This is a genomic window from Salisediminibacterium halotolerans (assembly GCF_003814815.1).
GTDB lineage: Bacteria > Bacillota > Bacilli > Bacillales > Salisediminibacteriaceae > Salisediminibacterium > Salisediminibacterium halotolerans.
The window spans coordinates 72798-89830 of record NZ_RKQQ01000004.1; the positions used below are offsets into that span (position 1 = coordinate 72798).

The following is a 17033-nucleotide window of genomic DNA, read 5'->3' on the forward strand; positions in this document are numbered from 1 at the left end:
TGAGTCCGGGTATTGCTGAGCAATCCTTTGGACGGCTTATTCTGCGGTTTTTTTATGTCTTGCCGGCTGCGATTTTTTAATATTGGGCTGCACGTACTTTTGATACCAATCTGAAAGGGGAGATTAGAAAATGTATGATGTTGTCATTATCGGCGGGGGGATTACCGGCACAACGATTGCCCGGTCCTGCGCAACGAAAAATCTTAAGACCGTCCTGCTGGAAAAAAGCAACGATGTTGCGAACGGAACAACGAAAGCGAACAGTGCGATTGTCCATGCCGGATTTGACTGTATCCCTGGAACGAATAAAGCGCGGACGAATGTAAAAGGGAACCGGATGTATCCATCGCTTTGCCGCGAGCTCGACGTGCCGTTTCAGCAAAACGGTTCACTCGTGCTTGCGTTTACAGAAGAGGACCGGTTGCATCTCGAGCACTTATTCGCGCAAGGAGAACAAAATGGGGTGCCAAGTCTTCAAATACTGGAGCAAAAAGAGCTCAGAAGAATGGAGCCGAACGTGACGAAAAACGCTGTCGCAGCGTTGTATGCTCCTTCCGCCGGGATTGTCGGCTCTTACGAACTCGCGATTGCTTGTATGGAAAATGCTATGGATAACGGCGTTGAACTTCGTCTTAACCATCAAGTGACAGCGGTCGAAGCGAAAAAAGGAGGCTATAAACTGGTTGCAGGCAACGAGGTGATCGAGGCGAAAACAGTCGTCAATTGCGCCGGTCTTTATGCGGATGAGATCGACCGTCTGCTTCACGGTGAGAGCCGCTATGACATTTTGCCGTTCGCCGGCGAATATAATTTGTTTGATCAGTCCACAGGGAATTTCACAGCGGCGACCGTCTTTCAGCCCCCGTCAGAAAAAGGGAAAGGCGTTGTTGCTTTGCCGACGGTGGAAGGGAATTACCTTGTCGGTCCGACTTCTGAAGGACCAAAAGCAAAGGACGACCTGCGCACGACCCGTAAAGGGTTACAGGAGCTTCGGGAAAAAGGCATGCGGGCGATTCCCGATTTTCCGTTTCAGAAAGTGATTACCTCTTTTACCGGGCTGCGAGCGAAAACGTCAGGCGGCGATTTTATCATCGAGGATTCTGAGAGGCATCCTGGTTTTATCAGTGCCGCCGCAATTGATTCGCCGGGCTTAACCGCAGCGCCGGCGATTGCTGAAGAGATCCTCGAAAAACTTATCGCTTATTTTCCAAATACGGGTGATAACCTTTCGTTTAATCCATACCGACGTCCTGTCAAGCGCTTTATCGAAGCGCCGCCTCTAAACAAGCAGGAAATGCTTGCAGAAGATGAGCGCTTTGGCCGGATTATTTGCCGCTGCGAAGCGATTACTGAAGGCGATATAGTCGATATGATCCACCGTCATGCCGGAGCCGAGACGCTTGACGGGGTGAAACGAAGAATTCGCGCAGGAGCGGGACGTTGTCAAGGCGGCTTTTGTTCACCGAGAGTCATGGAGATTCTTGCCCGCGAGCTTGGGCGCGAAATAACGGAAATCGTGAAAGACGGTCCGGATTCGTATGTCCTGATCGGCAGTACGAAGGCGGAACAAACCGATTTTTCGCCTGAACCGGTAACAGCAGATGAAAAGGGGGGATGACTTGTGAAGGCAGATCTGGTAATCATTGGCGGAGGGCCTGCGGGGCTGGCTGCAGCGATCGAAGCATACGAGAACGGTGTCGAATCGATTCTTGTCTTAGAGCGGGACCGGGAATTGGGCGGAATTTTGCAGCAATGCATTCATAACGGCTTTGGTCTGCACCGTTTCAAAGAAGAATTGACCGGGCCGGAATATGCAGAGCGCTTTATCGAAAACATGAAAGAAAAGAACATTGAATACAAATTGGACACGATGGTGCTTGATGTTACCGAAGAAAAGCTGGTTACGGCAGTGAATACAGCGGATGGTTTGATCCAAATTGCAGCGAAGGCCGTCGTGCTTGCGATGGGCTGTCTCGAGCGGACGCGCGGGGCAATCAATATTCCCGGGACTCGTGCATCAGGGGTGTTTACAGCCGGGACAGCACAGCGCTATGTCAATATGGAAGGATATATGGTCGGCAAAGATGTTGTCATCGTCGGCTCCGGTGATATCGGTTTAGTCATGGCGAGACGGATGAAGCTTGAAGGCGCGAATGTTCATGCGGTGGTAGAACTCATGCCTTATTCGGGAGGGTTGGCCCGAAATATCGTTCAATGCTTAAACGATTATGATATCCCGCTTTTACTGAGTCATACCGTAACGGAAGTCAGAGGAAAGGAGCGGGTTGAAGAAATCGTCATTCAAAAAGTCGATGAAGCGATGAACTTGATCCCCGGAACAGAGCAAACGATTCAATGCGATACGTTGCTGTTATCGGTCGGGCTTATCCCGGAAAATGAGCTGTCCAAGAAGGCGAACATCGTTTTAAATCCGCTGACAAACGGTCCCGATGTCAACGAATCGATGGAAACATCGGTTCCGGGAATTTTTGCCTGCGGAAACGTTGTTCATGTGCACGATTTGGTCGATTGGGTAACAGAAGAAAGCTGCCGTGCCGGACGCAGCGCTGCCCGCTATGTAAAAGAGACGTTAAAGTCGGGAACAGGTTCGCTGAATACCGTTCCTTCCTCGGGGGTGCGCTACGTTGTGCCGCAGTATATCGAACCTGAAAACATTGATACAAATAAATTGACGTTGATGTTTCGAACAGACAGCGTATATGAGAATGCGCGAATCGTCTTGATGAACAACGGCGAGAAGATTAAAACGGTCAAAAAACGGCATATGGCTCCGGCTGAAATGGAATCAATTGTTTTAAAAGAAAAAGATCTCGCTAAGATGTCGCGCGGAGAAGTCACGGTTAAGATCGAAGTCGAGGAGGCGGTGCGGTCATGAAGGTACATGAATTTACCTGTATTACGTGTCCGATCGGATGCGGACTTGAAGTGACGGAAGTGACAAAGCCGGAAGGAACCACGTATCAAGTAGACGGGAACACTTGCAAGCGCGGGGAAAAATATGCGATCGATGAATTAACCAACCCGCTGCGGATGGTAACGACGACAGTACAAATCGAAGGCGCCCATCTCCGAAGAATACCTGTAAAAACTCTTGAGCCGATCCCTAAAGGTGAGATTATGGCTTGTATGACTGAACTGAATGACGTTGTTCTCGAAGCACCGGTTGACTGCGGCGAAGTCATTGTCGCAAGTGTCTGCGGTACGGAGGTACCGATGGTGACGACAAGGTCGATCGAACGGGTGTAACAACAGAGCAGCAAGCCCAGACGGTTGCCCAGTGTATGAAAATACCGGGCAAGCGTCTGTTTGTTTTTCATTGACTGTAAGGATTAGAAAAACATTCAATTAGTCGTTCTCAAGCTAAAAAACGGGTATACTATACGTAGTTGCGTAAAGTATTGCATGCAGAGTTTTTTCTGTTTCTGTAAGAGAGGGGCTGATCTAATGTCGTTCGTTCCGTTTCTCGTCGGGATTGTCTTTATTTTAATTCATTTGCTTGCCAATGCATTACTTCCTGCGGAGCGAATTAAACGGATGAAATGGTTCTCTTTTTCCGGGGGACTTGCCGTCTCGTATATTTTTATTTATTTATTGCCGACCCTCCACCGGGAGCAGGCGATGATTGAAGGGCCATACCGCCGCTTAACGATGGAGTCGGAAATTTATATCGTCGGGCTCGTTGGCGTCGTTGTTTTTTTAGGTATTCAAATTATTATCAGCCGCAGAGAAGCCTCGCAGATTGCTTCATTTTGGACTGCCGTATTATTTTATGCACTTTATAATGCGCTTGTTTCTTTCGTTGTTTTGTCCCTGGAAGTTTCCGGAGTGCAGGCGATTTTTTACAGTTTTGCAATCGGCCTGCATTTTATCGCGATCGCCCATGATATGTGGCGAGGTTTTCCGGATGAATATAATCAATACGGACGTCAAGTTTTAGCTGCTGGGATTGTTGTCGGCTGGGTGTTTGCCTTAACGGTTGAGCTTGCTCCGATTGCGAAAGCAATTATTTTTGCCTTTGTCGCCGGAGCGATGATTTTCAATGTCTTTAAACATGAGCTTCCAAATGTTAAGGAGATCCACTTTTTCACCTTTTTAATGGCGGTGGCGCTTTATTCGGCGATCACGATCTCGTTGAAATTCTTTTTTGAATGGTAGTGAAGATCGTTGTACGATGTAAACAAAATTTAACAAAACTTTCAGATATTTTTTCTTCAGAAGGGGTATATGAACCTGTGCGTCAACAGTTTTAAATCTTTCTAGGAGGGATTTATCGATGAAAGCAGCAGTGTGGCATAAGGCGAAGGATTTACGTGTGGAACAGGTGGACGAGCCGTCAGTCAAGGGCGATCATGATGTCAAAGTGAAAGTATCTTGGTGCGGGATTTGCGGCAGTGATTTGCACGAGTATGCAGCGGGGCCGATTTTTATTCCCGTCAATGCACCGCATCCGATCAGCGGTGATAAAGCGCCGATCGTGATGGGGCATGAATTCGGCGGCGAGGTGACCGAAGTCGGCAGTAAAGTCACGAAAGTCAAACCGGGTGACAGAGTCGCGATTGAACCGATTCTTGCTCCGAATGAGAACGGCCGCTATATTGCGGAAAAGTACAATTTGACCGAGCTGCTCGGTTTCCATGGCCTCTCCGGCGGCGGCGGCGGATTCTCTGAATACACCGTTGTCGGCGAGCATATGGCGCATAAAATGCCGGACAGCTTGGCTGATGAGCAAGCAGCGCTCGTGGAGCCTGCAGCGGTCGCACTGCATGCAATTCGCGAAAGTTCGCTGAAAGCCGGCGACACAGCTGCCGTTTTCGGTACCGGTCCGATCGGTTTGATGGTGATTGACGCGTTAAAAGCCGCCGGTGCTTCAACGATTTATGCTGTGGAAATTTCCGCTGCGCGTAAACGGAAAGCTGAGCAGCTCGGCGCGGTCGTGATCGATCCGTCGGAAAAAGATGCGGTCGAAGAAATTCATCGTCTCACCGGCGGCGGAGTCGATGTGGCGTTTGAAGTGACCGGGATCCCGAAAGTGCTCAATCAAACGATACACAGCGCGCATCGCGGCGGGGAAATCGTTGTTGTAAGCATTTGGGAATCCGAAGCCTCGTTTCAGCCGAACGATATCGTTATTCAAGAGCGGACGATGAAAGGAATTATCGCTTATCGCAACATTTATCCGCAAGTGATGGAGCTGATGACTCAGGGTTACTTCAGCGGCGATGATATGATTACCGCCCGGATCGGCATTGACGATGTTGTCGATAAAGGATTCGAAGCGCTCTTAAACGATAAAAGCCATGTCAAAATCATGGTTAAACCGGAATAAAAAAAGTTTGATTTCCGCCCCTTTCTGCACAAAAAATCGATAGAAGCTTATTATAATAAAGGTAACTTAAATGAAAGGGGAGGTTTCAAATGAAAAAAAGATTTATGTCTGTCCTGCTCGGGTCAGGGGTTATTCTCGCCGGGCTAGGCATCGGCGGTCAAGTATTTGCAGATGACGCGAACGAAAACAATGAGGGGACGTTCAACTGCCCGTTCGGCGGTGGCGGTCCGGGCTCCGGCCAACCGGGGGAATTTTCGGAACGCGGCCAGCATATGCAGGAATACTTTGATATCGATGAAGAAGAATTTGCCGAGTATATGGAGGAACACCATCAAGAAGGTTTTCGCCATCATAACGGTGAAGGACATCACGGCGGGATGATGAATCGCGGAAACGGCGAAAGAGGATGGGATAATTAAACAACAACCACGGTCAGCACCAGCTGGACCGTGGTTGTTTATTTATTTCAGCAATTTCGGCTCAAACGGAAAGTCGGAAAAGTTCTCGGTCCCGCTTTCCGTCACGAGCAGCTGCTCTTCAAGCTTGACGCCTTCTTTTCCGCCCGGACTGCCGATATAACTTTCGACAGACAAGACCATGTTCGGTTCGATCCCCCCGTCGTAGCCTTTTTCTTCAAAATCTTGCGGATAGACGATATACGGGTATTCCCCGCTTAAACCGGTTCCGTGCGCGACGGTAAAGTAGCGGTTCGGGAAAAATTCGTCGGGAATCTGCCAGCTTTTCTCCGCGTATTCACGGAAGGTCATGCCCGGCTGCAATCGTTCAATGTTCGTTTGAATTTGTTCGTATGCGGTTTGATAGAGGCGTTTTTGTTCGCCGGTCGGCTCGCCGTCACCGCAGTAAAACGTTCGGCTGATATCGGTGAAGAAACCGAACGGCCCGTTCATGTCGGTATCGAACGCGACGAGTTCACCGTCTTGGATAACTTTGTCGCTGCATTCTTGAAACCACGGGTTCGTTCGGCTGCCGGAGTTTAACAGCCGCGTTTCAATGTAGTCGCCGCCTTGCGCGATGTTCGTCTGATGAAGCTGCGCCCACAGTTCATTTTCGGTAATCCCCGGTTCGAGCGCTTCCTGCATGCGGATCATCCCTTCTTCCGCGGTGCGGACAGAGATCTTCATCGCTTCGATTTCCTGTTCGCATTTAATGCTCCGCGCATGTTCAATCGGTTCTTGTCCGTCAACGACCTCGATCCCCTGTTTCGCCAGTTCAATTGCGCCGACGGCCGGAACGTAATCAATCGCCAGCTTTTTGTTGCCGCCGCCGTGCTGAGAAACAAGCTCGGCAATTTCTTTTGCCCACGAAGCAGCATTGTCGTAAAGATTCTCTCCGGACGCGACGTACGAGAGCGTCGTTGCTTCGCGCACGTCATCGATCGTTTCGATTCCTGCAGAAAGATGCTCGCAATTCGGGAAGTCAAACAGCGTCACAGGCCCTTCAACGGGAATGTAGACGTAGCGCCCCGGATTGCGCAGCATAAACACTTGCATGTTGCGGCTTCCTGTCGCGTAGCGAAGGTTGACGGGATCATAGACAACAATTCCGCCGGCACCGATCGCTTTCACTTGTTCACGCACCCGGTTCAAACGGTATTGCCGCATGCGCACGATATCGATTTGTGTTTTCGCATGCCGGATGCTTGTCAGTTTATTCATCTTGACACCTCGTTTAAGTAATGGAGTGCCTTCTTGTTTGCATCATACTACTGTCACAGCAGGTTTACAACGGCTTAATATTGGAAATTCTACTCGCGCATTTTTAATGCGGCGGGATGAATTACGAGGCTTTGTACGATTAATGAGAGAATAACAGCGCTGAACGCGATCGCGGTAATCAGCTCTGTATCGGCGACGGCTTGTTCCTGCACCTTTAAAATGAAATACACAGACACCGCGCCTTTTACCCCGGTGAGACTGATGAGAAACGATTCTTTGTTTGTCGGAGAAGGGTTTGACGGCAAAAGCGAAAGCAACCCGGCTACGACAAGCCAGCGGGTAAAGAGAGTGATGATAAAGATGATAACGACTGCGAGCCAGTAGCTATGCACTAAATAAGGAGCGGCAGTGATGCCGATCAGCAGAAATAACAGCGATAAGACAGAAATCTCAATCGTTTTCCAAAAGCCGTCAAGCGATTCGCGGAAATGATCTTCGCGGTGACTGCGGCTGAATGTCAAAGATACAATCAGCCCGGTACTGATCACCGCTAAAACCCCGGAGGCGTGTACGGCTTCAGCCGTGAGAAACACCCCGTAAACAAGAATGATGCTGAGCATTACTTGGTACAAGCGTTCGTGCGTCAGCGGCACAGCTCTGTTATACAGCCACCCGCCTGCTGCACCAACGGCAATACCGCCGGCCGATACGAACAATAGCTCCAGCGCTGCTTGCGGCAAAGTCATTGCCGATCCAAGATAAGCCTGAAAAATGAACGTGAATGCGACGATGCTCGTCCCGTCGTTTAGCATGCTTTCCCCCTCGACCGTTGTCGAGACGAGTTCATCGTTTAAATCTTTTGATAAGATTTGCACAACGGAAACAGGATCGGTCGGCACTAAGACGGCAGCGATCAAAAAAGCAGCAAGAAGCGGGAGGGAGAGAAACAACGAAAGCGAAGAGAAAATGAACAGTCCGGTGACGACAGCGGTTGCGAGCATGCCGATCGTGCCGAGTACAAAAATATTTCCCGCATAGCGCTTCAGCTTTTCGATCGGAAACTCGTAGGCGCTGACAAATAAAATCGCCGGAAGCATGACGTGATAAATTAAGTCGGCGGTGATATCGACCGTTTGAAAAAACGGGATAAACGAGAGGACAATGCCGATAAAGACGAGCACCGGAGGAACCGGGATGACTTCTTTATGCCGGTCAAATGTGTAAACGACGTAACCGATGAAGAGCAAAAAAATGTACGGAGCGATCGTCATCACCGGTTCCTCCTTTTTACATGATAGTAAGCTATACCGCGAAACAAGGCATGATAAACAAAAAGAATCTCCCGCGTTTTCAAGCAGGAGATTCTTTTAACCATTATCCTTGGTTGTTCGGCCGGACGATGACTTCGTTGACATCGACATTTAACGGCTGATTGGCTGCATAATAAATCGCTTCAGCAATATCCTCGCTTTGTAACGCCGCAAATTGCCCGAAACGTTTTTTGAGCATTTCAAGGACATCCTCGTCGGTGATCGTTTCAGTCAATTCAGTATCGACGACGCCAGGTGAAATCGTCGTTGTCCGGATGTTGCTTCCGGCGATTTCTTTACCGAGCCCCTCCATAATAACACGGGCGGCGAATTTCGTTCCGCAATAGACCGCTCCGGACTGCATTACTTCATGCCCGGCAATCGAGGAAGTGGTCATGATGTGGCCGGTATTGCGTTCAAGCATATGCGGCAAAACGGCCCCGACGCCGAAGAGCACGCCCTTAATATTGACATCAACCATCTTTTCCCATTCGTCGACGTGTTTGTTTTTCATGAAGCTAAGCGGCATAATGCCGGCATTATTTAATAAGAGATCCACTTGCCCGTACGTATCAATTGTGAATTGTACAAGGTCTTCCACGTCTTGTTGTATTGTCACATCCGTCGTTTTGATTGCAAGCTCGCCGGGCTGGCTGCCGAGCCGGTCTTTCAATTCGTTCAGCCGGTCTTCTCTGCGGGCAGCGAGTACAACGTTCGCTCCTTCGCCGGCAAATTTTGCCGCCGTTGCTTCACCGATTCCGCTGCTTGCACCTGTTATAATGACGGTTTTTCCGTTCCAATCGCCCATGAGCAATCCCACCTTAATCGAAATAATCTTGCCGTAGTCTTGTTCCCTCTGCTGACGAGCCTAAAACGCCGATCGGAGTGGAAGAAATAGAACTCATTGGAAAAAAGAGGAGTTTATTTATCCGGCGGCGAATATACCATTATCTTGAAAAAGGGAGTGTGGATAATGCGAGAGAAGAAAAAAATCGATGTGTCACTTCTGAACGGTATTTTTGACAAGTTTGCCTCTGCGCGAGATGTTTCGTTTGTTTATGGTGATCCGATCACGCTCGAGCATAAAACGATTTTGCCGGTTGCCAAAGTAAAATACAGCGTCGGTGCCGGGAGCGGCTATGAACAAGGAGAAGACGGTGAGAACGATGAGAGCCGCGGTGAAGGAGGCGGCGGGCAATTTTCAATCAAACCGGTCGGTGTTTACGATATTACTTCTGAGAAAACGACGTATAAACCTGTCGTTCCTGTCGGGCTTGTCCTGTTTGTACCGATTGCCGTAACCGCCGCTGCCATGCTTATCGGCATGTGCAGTGAATCAGATTAAGTTCATTATCTTTAAGAAATAAGTGTTTCAGCAGCTGACCGGTTTGTTTAAACCGGTCTTTTTTATGGAGAAAAGAGGAAAAAACGCCTTCAGTGTCAAAGTATTACAGTATAACGGAAAGCGATATCAAGTTGAAGCAGGGGGGAAGAAAATGAATGAACGAGAATATCAGCACCGGCTGTCTGTCCACAGACTGGAGCCTGAAGATTTGCGCTCAGAGAGCAGCCCTGATCAGTTCCCTTTTGATACAACAGAGGATATGAAGGGCGAGGATTACGGAATGATCGGGCAGGAACGCGCAGAACGCGCGATGTCGTTCGGACTTGCGGTAAAACAGTCAGGATATAACTTGTTTGTGGTCGGACCGACAGGAACAGGGCGAATGACTTACACACAAAAGCGCGTTGAAGAATTGTCAGCATCGCAAGAAGTGCCGTGTGACTGGTGTTACGTGAATAATTTTGACGATCCGGACCGGCCGCTCATTCTTTCGTTTCCAGCGGGCGAAGGCCACGAATTCCGCAAAGAAATGGAGACGCTGTTACTCGACATTGAGCGGGAGATTCGCCAAGCGTTTTCAAGCGATTCGTACGAAAATCAAAAACGGATGATGCTGGATGACTTGCGTTCGCAAATGGATGAACTGTGGAGACAAGCGGGCGATTTTGCCTTGGAGCGCAACTTCAAACTGGAACAGACACACAGCGGAATTAACACAGTGCCGCTCCGTTTCGGCAAACCGATGAGCGTAAATGAATACAATCAATTGTCGAAACGGGACAAAGACGATTTGAAAGAACGCGAGAAAGAAGTTGAAACAAAGCTGTCTGAGACCGTTCGTGAAATCAATAAAACCGAGGCGCAGTTTCGAAAAGACGTCCAGGCTTTTATGATGACAACCGCGTCCAATGCTGTTAACGGTCTGTTTAAGCCGCTTCGCGAACAATATGCAAATAATGAGCATGTTCTCTCGTATTTAAGCGCTTATGAACGTGATGTCGTGGAACATTTCTCGTTCTTTTTTTCTGAAGGCGATGAGCAGGAACAAATTATGAGTGCAATCGCCGGATCAAAAGAGCGGCAGTATCAGCGTTATACCGTGAATCTTTTAGTCAATAACAAACATTGCGAAGGGGCGCCGGTCATTTTCGAATCGAATCCGACGTATCACAACCTTTTCGGCAAGGTCGAATATCAAGGTCAGATCGGCAATCTCGTGACGGATTTTTCGTTAATTAAGCCGGGAGCGCTTCATTTGGCCAACGGCGGCTATTTGATTTTACAGGCGATCGATCTGCTGCAGCAGCCGGAAGCCTGGAACGGGCTGAAACGAATGCTTCAAACCGGCCACGTTCATATTGAGAACCCTCACGAAGGCCGCGGGCTCTTCCCGACGAGCGCGTTAAAGCCGGAACCGGTGCCGCTGCAGACGAAAGTAATCATCATCGGCTCCTATCCGATTTACGATCTTCTGTCTCGCTGGGATGAAGAATTCGATAAACTGTTTAAAGTGAAAGTCGAATTTGACACCGTCATGACCAATGATGAAGAAAACAGCTGGAAGATGGCGAACTTTGTGAAAAAGCACGCTGAAGAAGAAGGGCTTTTGCCTTTTCACAAACGGGCCGTCGCAAAAGTGATCGACTACAGCTCCCGGCTTGTCGATGAGCAGGAAAAACTGACGACGAGGTTTCAGGATATTTCAAAGCTGCTAGTCGAATCGAGTTTTTATGCCGCTCAAAGAGAACGGGCGTACGTCGATGAGGAAGATATTTACGAGGCGCTTGAAGAAAAAGTGAAACGGTCCAATCATGTGCCGGAGCTTTACCGCGAACAAATTCATAAAGGGACGATCATGATTGAGACAGACGGCTACCGCGTCGGGCAAATCAATGGTCTCGCTGTGATGGGGACGCGCGATTCGGTGTTTGGCATTCCGACAAAAATCACCGCGCAAACGTATGCCGGCAAGAGCGGTTTTATGAACATTGAACGGGAAACGGCGATGAGCGGACAAATTCATCATAAAGGGATGATGATTTTAACCGGCTTTTTGTCCGGGCAGTTTGCAAAAAACCGCCCGATTCCGCTGGCAGCAAGCATTACCTTCGAACAGACGTACAGCCTGATTGACGGAGACAGCGCTTCGAGCACGGAGCTGTACGTGTTGTTGTCGTCGCTTTCAGAAGTGCCGATCTACCAAGGCATCGCTGTAACCGGTTCGGTGAACCAATGGGGCGAGATTCAGCCGATCGGCGGCGTGAACGAAAAAGTCGAAGGGTTCTTCCATATTTGCGAGGAAAAAGGCTTAACCGGACAGCAAGGCGTAATTATTCCGAAGCAAAACGTTCGCAACTTAATGCTGGAAAAAGACGTTGTCGACGCTGTCAACGACGGCAAGTTTCATGTTTGGGCTGTCGGCCATGTCTGTGAAGGCATTGAGATTTTAACGAAGGTCCGCGCCGGGCATATCCGCGGCGATGACGGCCGCTTTCCGGAAGGGACGGTATTTGCCAAAGCGGAACAGCGCTTTGATCGGATGTATGAAATTGCCCGCCAGCAGCAAGCGGAATTGAAAGAGAAAACGAACAACGATAAGAATGAGACGTAATTTGTTTGGATAAATTAATCCCGAGACAAAGACGGGCCGGCTGAAAAGCCGGCCGATCTTGAGTTTGAGTCTCCTCTAAAAAAGAAAGGAATGCGTTCAAAATGACGGAAATGTTTACAGACCGACTGTACCGGAAAGCAGCACCGATTTGGGATGCTTATTTGGAACACCCATTCGTGAAAGGGATCGGCGAAGGCTGGCTTACTGAAGAAAAATTTAAGCATTTTATGAAACAAGACTATCTTTATTTAATCGAGTATTCACGGATTATGGCGCTTGGAGCAGCAAAAGCACCCGATTTAACAACGATGAGCATGTTCGCGAACCTTCTGCATGAAACGCTCGAAACAGAAATGCAGCTGCACCGGGAGTATGCCGGGCGCTTCGGAATTACTGAAGACGAACTGGAAGCTGAAGAGCCTGCAGCGGTAACGACGGCTTACACGAGCTATATGTTGAACGTGTCGCAGATCGGCGGTGCGGAAAATGTGATAGCTTCTGTTTTAGCATGTGCTTGGAGTTATAATCATATCGGCAAAATACTCGCCGGGTGGCCGGGCGCGCTCAAGCATCCGCTTTACGGAACGTGGGTGGAGATGTATGCTTCAGACGAATTCACAAAGCTCGCCGAGGACTGTAAAACCTTGATGAATCAAGCAGCTGAAGGGCGGACAGAAAGAGAGCTTAAAACTCTTGAAGACATTGTCGTGAAGACGAGCCGGTTTGAATACATGTTTTGGGACATGGCAGAACACTTGGAAACATGGCCGACGGAAAAGTTTGAACGAGAACGATAAACTCGATATTGATTATGAGGACAACCACGGTTTCAAATCTTTTAAGGGAGTGACCGGTATGAGGGCGACGAAGATATTGATCTGCGGAGCGGGACCATTTGGCAGTTTGTTTGCAGAACGGCTGACAGAGGCAGGGCACGATGTCACGTTAATGGCACGGGGCGAACGGCTGAAAGAGCTGGAAGAACACGGCGTGGTGATTGAAAACAGTAAAACAGGCGAAAGCACGGCGGTTCGGGTGCCGCTCACCGAGAGGCTGGAACCGGATGATGCGTTCGATTTGGTGATCGTAACGATGAGGAAAAATCAGGCGCTGGAACTGCTTCCGCAATTGGCTGAAAATGACCGGGTGCCTGTCTTTTTATTTATGATGAACAACGCTTCCGGTTTTGAAGAACTCATCCGCAAGCTCGGGCGGGAGCGGGTGATGATCGGCTTTCCGCTTCCGGGCGGCGCGCGGTCCGGTGAAGCGATGAAGATGCTTCCGGTTGACGAAAAAAACCCGTGGACGATCCCGCTCGGTGAAGCGGACGGTTCAATGCGGATGCGGACGGTGAAGGTTGCGGAAATTCTCGCTTCGATGCGCGGCTATAAAGTTCAGCTCCGTTCAGACATGGATGCATGGCTGAAAACGCATGTCGCGCTCTTAATCCCTGCTTTTGTTCCTGCTGTCTATGCAGCCGGTACTGATTTAGAACGTTTTACCCGCACGCGCGATGCACGGATTCTCTGTGTGCGCGGCATTAAAGAAGCGCTTCGCGAACTGCGGGCATCCGGAACGCCGATTACGCCGAAGGAATTGCGTATACTCGAATATATTCCAGAGCCGACGCTGGCGTTTTACCTCGGTCAGGCGGTCAAACTGGATATGTTTAAAGTCAGCTTGGAGCATTTGAAAGCAGCTCCGGATGAAATGGCGCAGCTCGCCGATGAATTTAACCGCTTGACCTCAGGAGTGAAAATGACGTCACCGGCCTTAGATCAGCTCTCCGGTTATTTTGACGGGACAGAGCCCGAGCTTAAAGACGGTGCGAAGGATATTCCGGTGAAGTGGAGCGGGTTTGCCGCATCGGCGCTGTTGAAAACCGCGGTGATTGCCGGGGGATATTACCTTTGGCGCCGGTCGCGAAAAAATCATCATGATCATTGACGATGGAAAGCAGACGTAGTACAGTGCAAAGTAGAACGGTCATTCTACTTTGAGGGGCTGAAACGAACGATGTCAATTAAACGCGAGAAGATTCTGCGCACGGCAGACCGGCTGTTTTACGAGCACGGTTTTCGCGGCGTCGGACTGAAACAAATCATAAAAGAAGCCGATGTGGCGACGATGACACTTTACAATCATTTTGATTCAAAAGATAAACTCGTTGAAGAAGTATTGCTTACCCGCGAAGAAAGGTATTGGTCTTATCTCGACCATGACGTGGAAGAAGGGGGCGAATCGCCGTTTATTGCGGCGGTTGCGGCGCACGGCCGTTTTCTGAAGCAGGAATCGTACAAAGGCTGCATGTTTTTGCGGGCGATTCAGGATTATGCGAATACAGATAATCAGATTGAACAAATCGCCCGCCAGCATAAAACGAAGCTGTTAACGTATTTTCAACAGTTAGCTGAGCGAAAAGGCAAAACACAGCAAAAAGAGATTGCTTACCAAATGACGCTTCTCCTTGAAGGAGCCACCTCAATGACTGAGCTGATCGGAGCTGAAGCGGCGACAGCTCACTCGATTACGATGGCGCGGATGATGATCCGGGAATCATCGTAATTTTTTTACACTAAAATTAGAAAGGTCGTTCTATCTAATTCAAGGAGGGTCGAGTATGAAATTCACCCGGCTGGTTTTTCCGGGAATTGCGATGATCGCTTCATCTTACGGTCTCGCTCGCTTCAGTTACGGACTTTTGCTGCCGGATATTAACGAGTCGTTGGCGATGACGGAGTTTGCTTCCGGGGTTGTCTCGGCACTTTTTTATTTATCGTACTGTTTCATGATTGTTATTTCGACGGTATTGACGACAAGGGACGGCCCGCGGGTCATGATCCTGGCGGCCGGGGCATTGGCGGTTGTCGGCATGGCAATCATGAGCGCAGCGCCGTCCGTTTGGCTGCTCGCGCTCGGAGTTTTATTTGCCGGCGGGAGCACCGGGCTTGTTTCACCGCCCTACGGTGCAGCGATTTCGCTCTGGATTCGCCGCAAAGACCAAGGGCGCGCGAATACATGGATAAACTCAGGTACGAGCATAGGCATTGTCTTAACCGGTCTGGGCGCGATATTGCTCACCCCGCATTGGCGGCTGACGTATTTGATTTATACCGTCATCGCCCTGATCGTTTTATATTGGAGTTACCGGACGATTCCGAAAAGTGAACCGGATGTTTATTTTGACAAAGGTCAGTTATCGCTTCGCGGAGCAGACACGCCTGGGCCGCTCGTTGTCAGTTCATTCGTGATGGGAATTTCGAGCGCCGCTTTCTGGACGTTTTCCCGCTCGTTCATTGAAGCGGCAGGGACGTATACGAATGTGCAGTCGTCCGGTTTTTGGATCATGATTGGATTGTTCGGAATGGTCGGCGGGATCTCCGGCGGGTTTATCGAAAAAGCGGGGCTGCAGCGCGCGTTTATGACCGGCGGATTATCGCTTTCAGCGGCTTCGATCATACTGGCCGTTTTCCCGGAGATCATTTGGAGTTCGTACTTGGCGGCCGCTCTTTTTGGTGCGTCTTATATCTTTTTGACGGGAGTCATTCTTGTTTGGGGCATTCGCGTTTTTTACAGCAACGCCTCGCTCGGAATCGCGATTCCGTTTTTGCTTCTGGCTGTTGGACAAGTCGCAGGCTCGCCGCTTGCCGGCGGCCTGATCGCATTTGCCGGTTATGAAACAGCATTTTTAATATTTGGCCTCATCGGCATTGCCGGGTCGCTCGTACCGACAAAAGAGCGGCCGCAACAATACAGCGAAACCCCTTGATCAAAAGAATCAAGGGGTTCAGACTGTAGACAAAATCATGACATCGTTAGATGTCATGATAAAAGGAACGGATGACGACGCATCGTCCGGCTTCTTTCCGCGGGCGAGCGCCGAGCCGCTTCGGGCTTGGCCCTGCAGGGTCTCGCCTGTCTCGCTTTCCCGCAGGATTAAGCCGGGATGCTGGGTCATCCTCCTTGTTTCAAACATCGCGGTGTCCATATTGTTCTGCAAAGTAAGAAAGCCACGCAACCACTTCCTCCGACGCCTCCGGGAAAGCAAGAGACGAAGATCCGTATTCGGCGGCCTCAGGCCGCCGAATACTAGCTGAGTCCTTGCCCGGGGCAAGCGGAGGTTAGTGGCTGCGTGACACGTGAAAAGAATAATTTGTCTACAATCTAAACCCCTTGATCAAAAGAATCAAGGGGTTTTAGTCTTTCAGCTGCCTGCGTGACGTTCGGCTTCGGTTGTCAGTTCGATGCCGCCGCGCGCAGTTTGGTTCACCGTTACATAGACCGATTCCGGTTCAATCGCGCTGACGATATCATCGGCAATTTGCGCTGCGAGCGATTCGCAAAATGCGCCGTGATCTCGGTACGACCAAAGGTAAAACTTAAACGATTTCGATTCGATGCATTTATGCCGAGGCGTGTAACTTACTTCAACCGTGCCGAAGTCGGGCTGGCCGGTTTTCGGACAAACCGCGGTAAATTCCAAAGCGCGAAACGTAATGCGCGAAACATCCGGAGCGTCAAATGCTTCTTCAGCCAAGATGCGCTGGCCTTCTTCGACCGATTCCGGACGCGGCATCGGTCCGGAGCGGGGTAAATAATAATCTTCTGCCAAGGTGAAGTCCTCCTTTTCGATGATGCAGGTTGATCGATATCGATCCGTTATTATACCAAAAGATTTTTAGAAATGGTGAAAAAATGCTTAAGAATGTTTGCCGGGATGCCGAAAATAATTATGTATGGTTCA

At 49.6% G+C, this 17033-nt stretch carries 17 protein-coding genes; 12 read left to right on the top strand and 5 right to left on the bottom strand.

The window, feature by feature from the left end; translation table 11 throughout:
• The first annotated feature begins 130 nt into the window (after window positions 1–130).
• The 6 genes from EDD67_RS08540 (at window position 131) to EDD67_RS08565 (ending at window position 5766) form a co-directional block, all read left to right on the top strand.
• Entirely contained in the window at window positions 131–1618 is a 1488-nt protein-coding gene (locus EDD67_RS08540; RefSeq protein ID WP_121440305.1) for an NAD(P)/FAD-dependent oxidoreductase, read from the top strand.
• A gap of 3 nt (window positions 1619–1621) precedes the next feature.
• A complete protein-coding gene (locus EDD67_RS08545; protein WP_121440306.1) occupies window positions 1622–2896 on the top strand; it encodes an NAD(P)/FAD-dependent oxidoreductase in 1275 nt (424 codons plus the stop codon).
• Window positions 2893–3267: a DUF1667 domain-containing protein gene (locus EDD67_RS08550; RefSeq protein ID WP_121440307.1), complete on the top strand. Its 375-nt coding sequence runs from the start codon at window positions 2893–2895 to the stop codon at window positions 3265–3267. Before EDD67_RS08545 ends, EDD67_RS08550 begins: the two co-directional genes overlap by 4 nt.
• A gap of 198 nt (window positions 3268–3465) precedes the next feature.
• Window positions 3466–4176, top strand: a complete 711-nt coding sequence (locus EDD67_RS08555) for a hypothetical protein (protein WP_121440308.1) — start codon at window positions 3466–3468, stop codon at window positions 4174–4176.
• A 118-nt stretch (window positions 4177–4294) separates the two neighbouring features.
• Window positions 4295–5347, top strand: a complete 1053-nt coding sequence (locus EDD67_RS08560) for a 2,3-butanediol dehydrogenase (protein WP_121440309.1) — start codon at window positions 4295–4297, stop codon at window positions 5345–5347.
• 89 nt (window positions 5348–5436) lie between these two features.
• Window positions 5437–5766: a hypothetical protein gene (locus EDD67_RS08565; protein WP_121440310.1), complete on the top strand. Its 330-nt coding sequence runs from the start codon at window positions 5437–5439 to the stop codon at window positions 5764–5766.
• Between the two features lie 42 nt (window positions 5767–5808).
• Here EDD67_RS08565 and EDD67_RS08570 read toward each other — a convergent pair whose 3' ends face one another.
• From EDD67_RS08570 to EDD67_RS08580, 3 genes are all read right to left on the bottom strand, one after another.
• Entirely contained in the window at window positions 5809–7023 is a 1215-nt protein-coding gene (locus EDD67_RS08570) for a M24 family metallopeptidase (protein ID WP_242006044.1), read from the bottom strand.
• Between the two features lie 89 nt (window positions 7024–7112).
• Window positions 7113–8294 carry a cation:proton antiporter gene (locus EDD67_RS08575; protein WP_121440311.1) on the bottom strand — a complete coding sequence of 394 codons (1182 nt, stop codon included), beginning with the start codon at window positions 8292–8294 and terminating at the stop codon, window positions 7113–7115.
• 103 nt (window positions 8295–8397) lie between these two features.
• The gene (locus EDD67_RS08580) at window positions 8398–9141 is read right to left on the bottom strand and encodes an SDR family oxidoreductase (protein ID WP_121440312.1); all 744 of its coding nucleotides are present in this window, start codon (window positions 9139–9141) and stop codon (window positions 8398–8400) included.
• 165 nt (window positions 9142–9306) lie between these two features.
• Here EDD67_RS08580 and EDD67_RS08585 point away from each other — a divergent pair, with 165 nt between their 5' ends.
• The 6 genes from EDD67_RS08585 (at window position 9307) to EDD67_RS08610 (ending at window position 16058) form a co-directional block, all read left to right on the top strand.
• The gene (locus EDD67_RS08585) at window positions 9307–9678 is read left to right on the top strand and encodes a GerW family sporulation protein (RefSeq protein ID WP_093073354.1); all 372 of its coding nucleotides are present in this window, start codon (window positions 9307–9309) and stop codon (window positions 9676–9678) included.
• Between the two features lie 151 nt (window positions 9679–9829).
• Window positions 9830–12289: a Lon protease family protein gene (locus EDD67_RS08590; RefSeq protein WP_121440394.1), complete on the top strand. Its 2460-nt coding sequence runs from the start codon at window positions 9830–9832 to the stop codon at window positions 12287–12289.
• A 101-nt stretch (window positions 12290–12390) separates the two neighbouring features.
• Window positions 12391–13086 carry a thiaminase II gene (tenA, locus tag EDD67_RS08595; protein WP_121440313.1) on the top strand — a complete coding sequence of 232 codons (696 nt, stop codon included), beginning with the start codon at window positions 12391–12393 and terminating at the stop codon, window positions 13084–13086.
• Window positions 13087–13144: 58 nt separating this feature from the next.
• A complete protein-coding gene (locus EDD67_RS08600; protein ID WP_121440314.1) occupies window positions 13145–14236 on the top strand; it encodes a ketopantoate reductase family protein in 1092 nt (363 codons plus the stop codon).
• A gap of 69 nt (window positions 14237–14305) precedes the next feature.
• On the top strand, window positions 14306–14854 hold the full coding sequence (locus EDD67_RS08605) for a TetR/AcrR family transcriptional regulator (protein WP_093073362.1): 549 nt from the start codon (window positions 14306–14308) through the stop codon (window positions 14852–14854).
• A 55-nt stretch (window positions 14855–14909) separates the two neighbouring features.
• On the top strand, window positions 14910–16058 hold the full coding sequence (locus tag EDD67_RS08610; protein WP_121440315.1) for an MFS transporter: 1149 nt from the start codon (window positions 14910–14912) through the stop codon (window positions 16056–16058).
• Window positions 16059–16076: 18 nt separating this feature from the next.
• Here the strand turns inward: EDD67_RS08610 and EDD67_RS13920 are convergent, their stop codons facing one another.
• Together EDD67_RS13920 and queF are read right to left on the bottom strand one after the other, a co-directional pair.
• A complete protein-coding gene (locus tag EDD67_RS13920; RefSeq protein WP_154718767.1) occupies window positions 16077–16247 on the bottom strand; it encodes a hypothetical protein in 171 nt (56 codons plus the stop codon).
• Between the two features lie 246 nt (window positions 16248–16493).
• A complete protein-coding gene (gene queF, locus EDD67_RS08615; RefSeq protein WP_121440316.1) occupies window positions 16494–16901 on the bottom strand; it encodes a preQ(1) synthase in 408 nt (135 codons plus the stop codon).
• Window positions 16902–17033 lie beyond the last annotated feature (132 nt).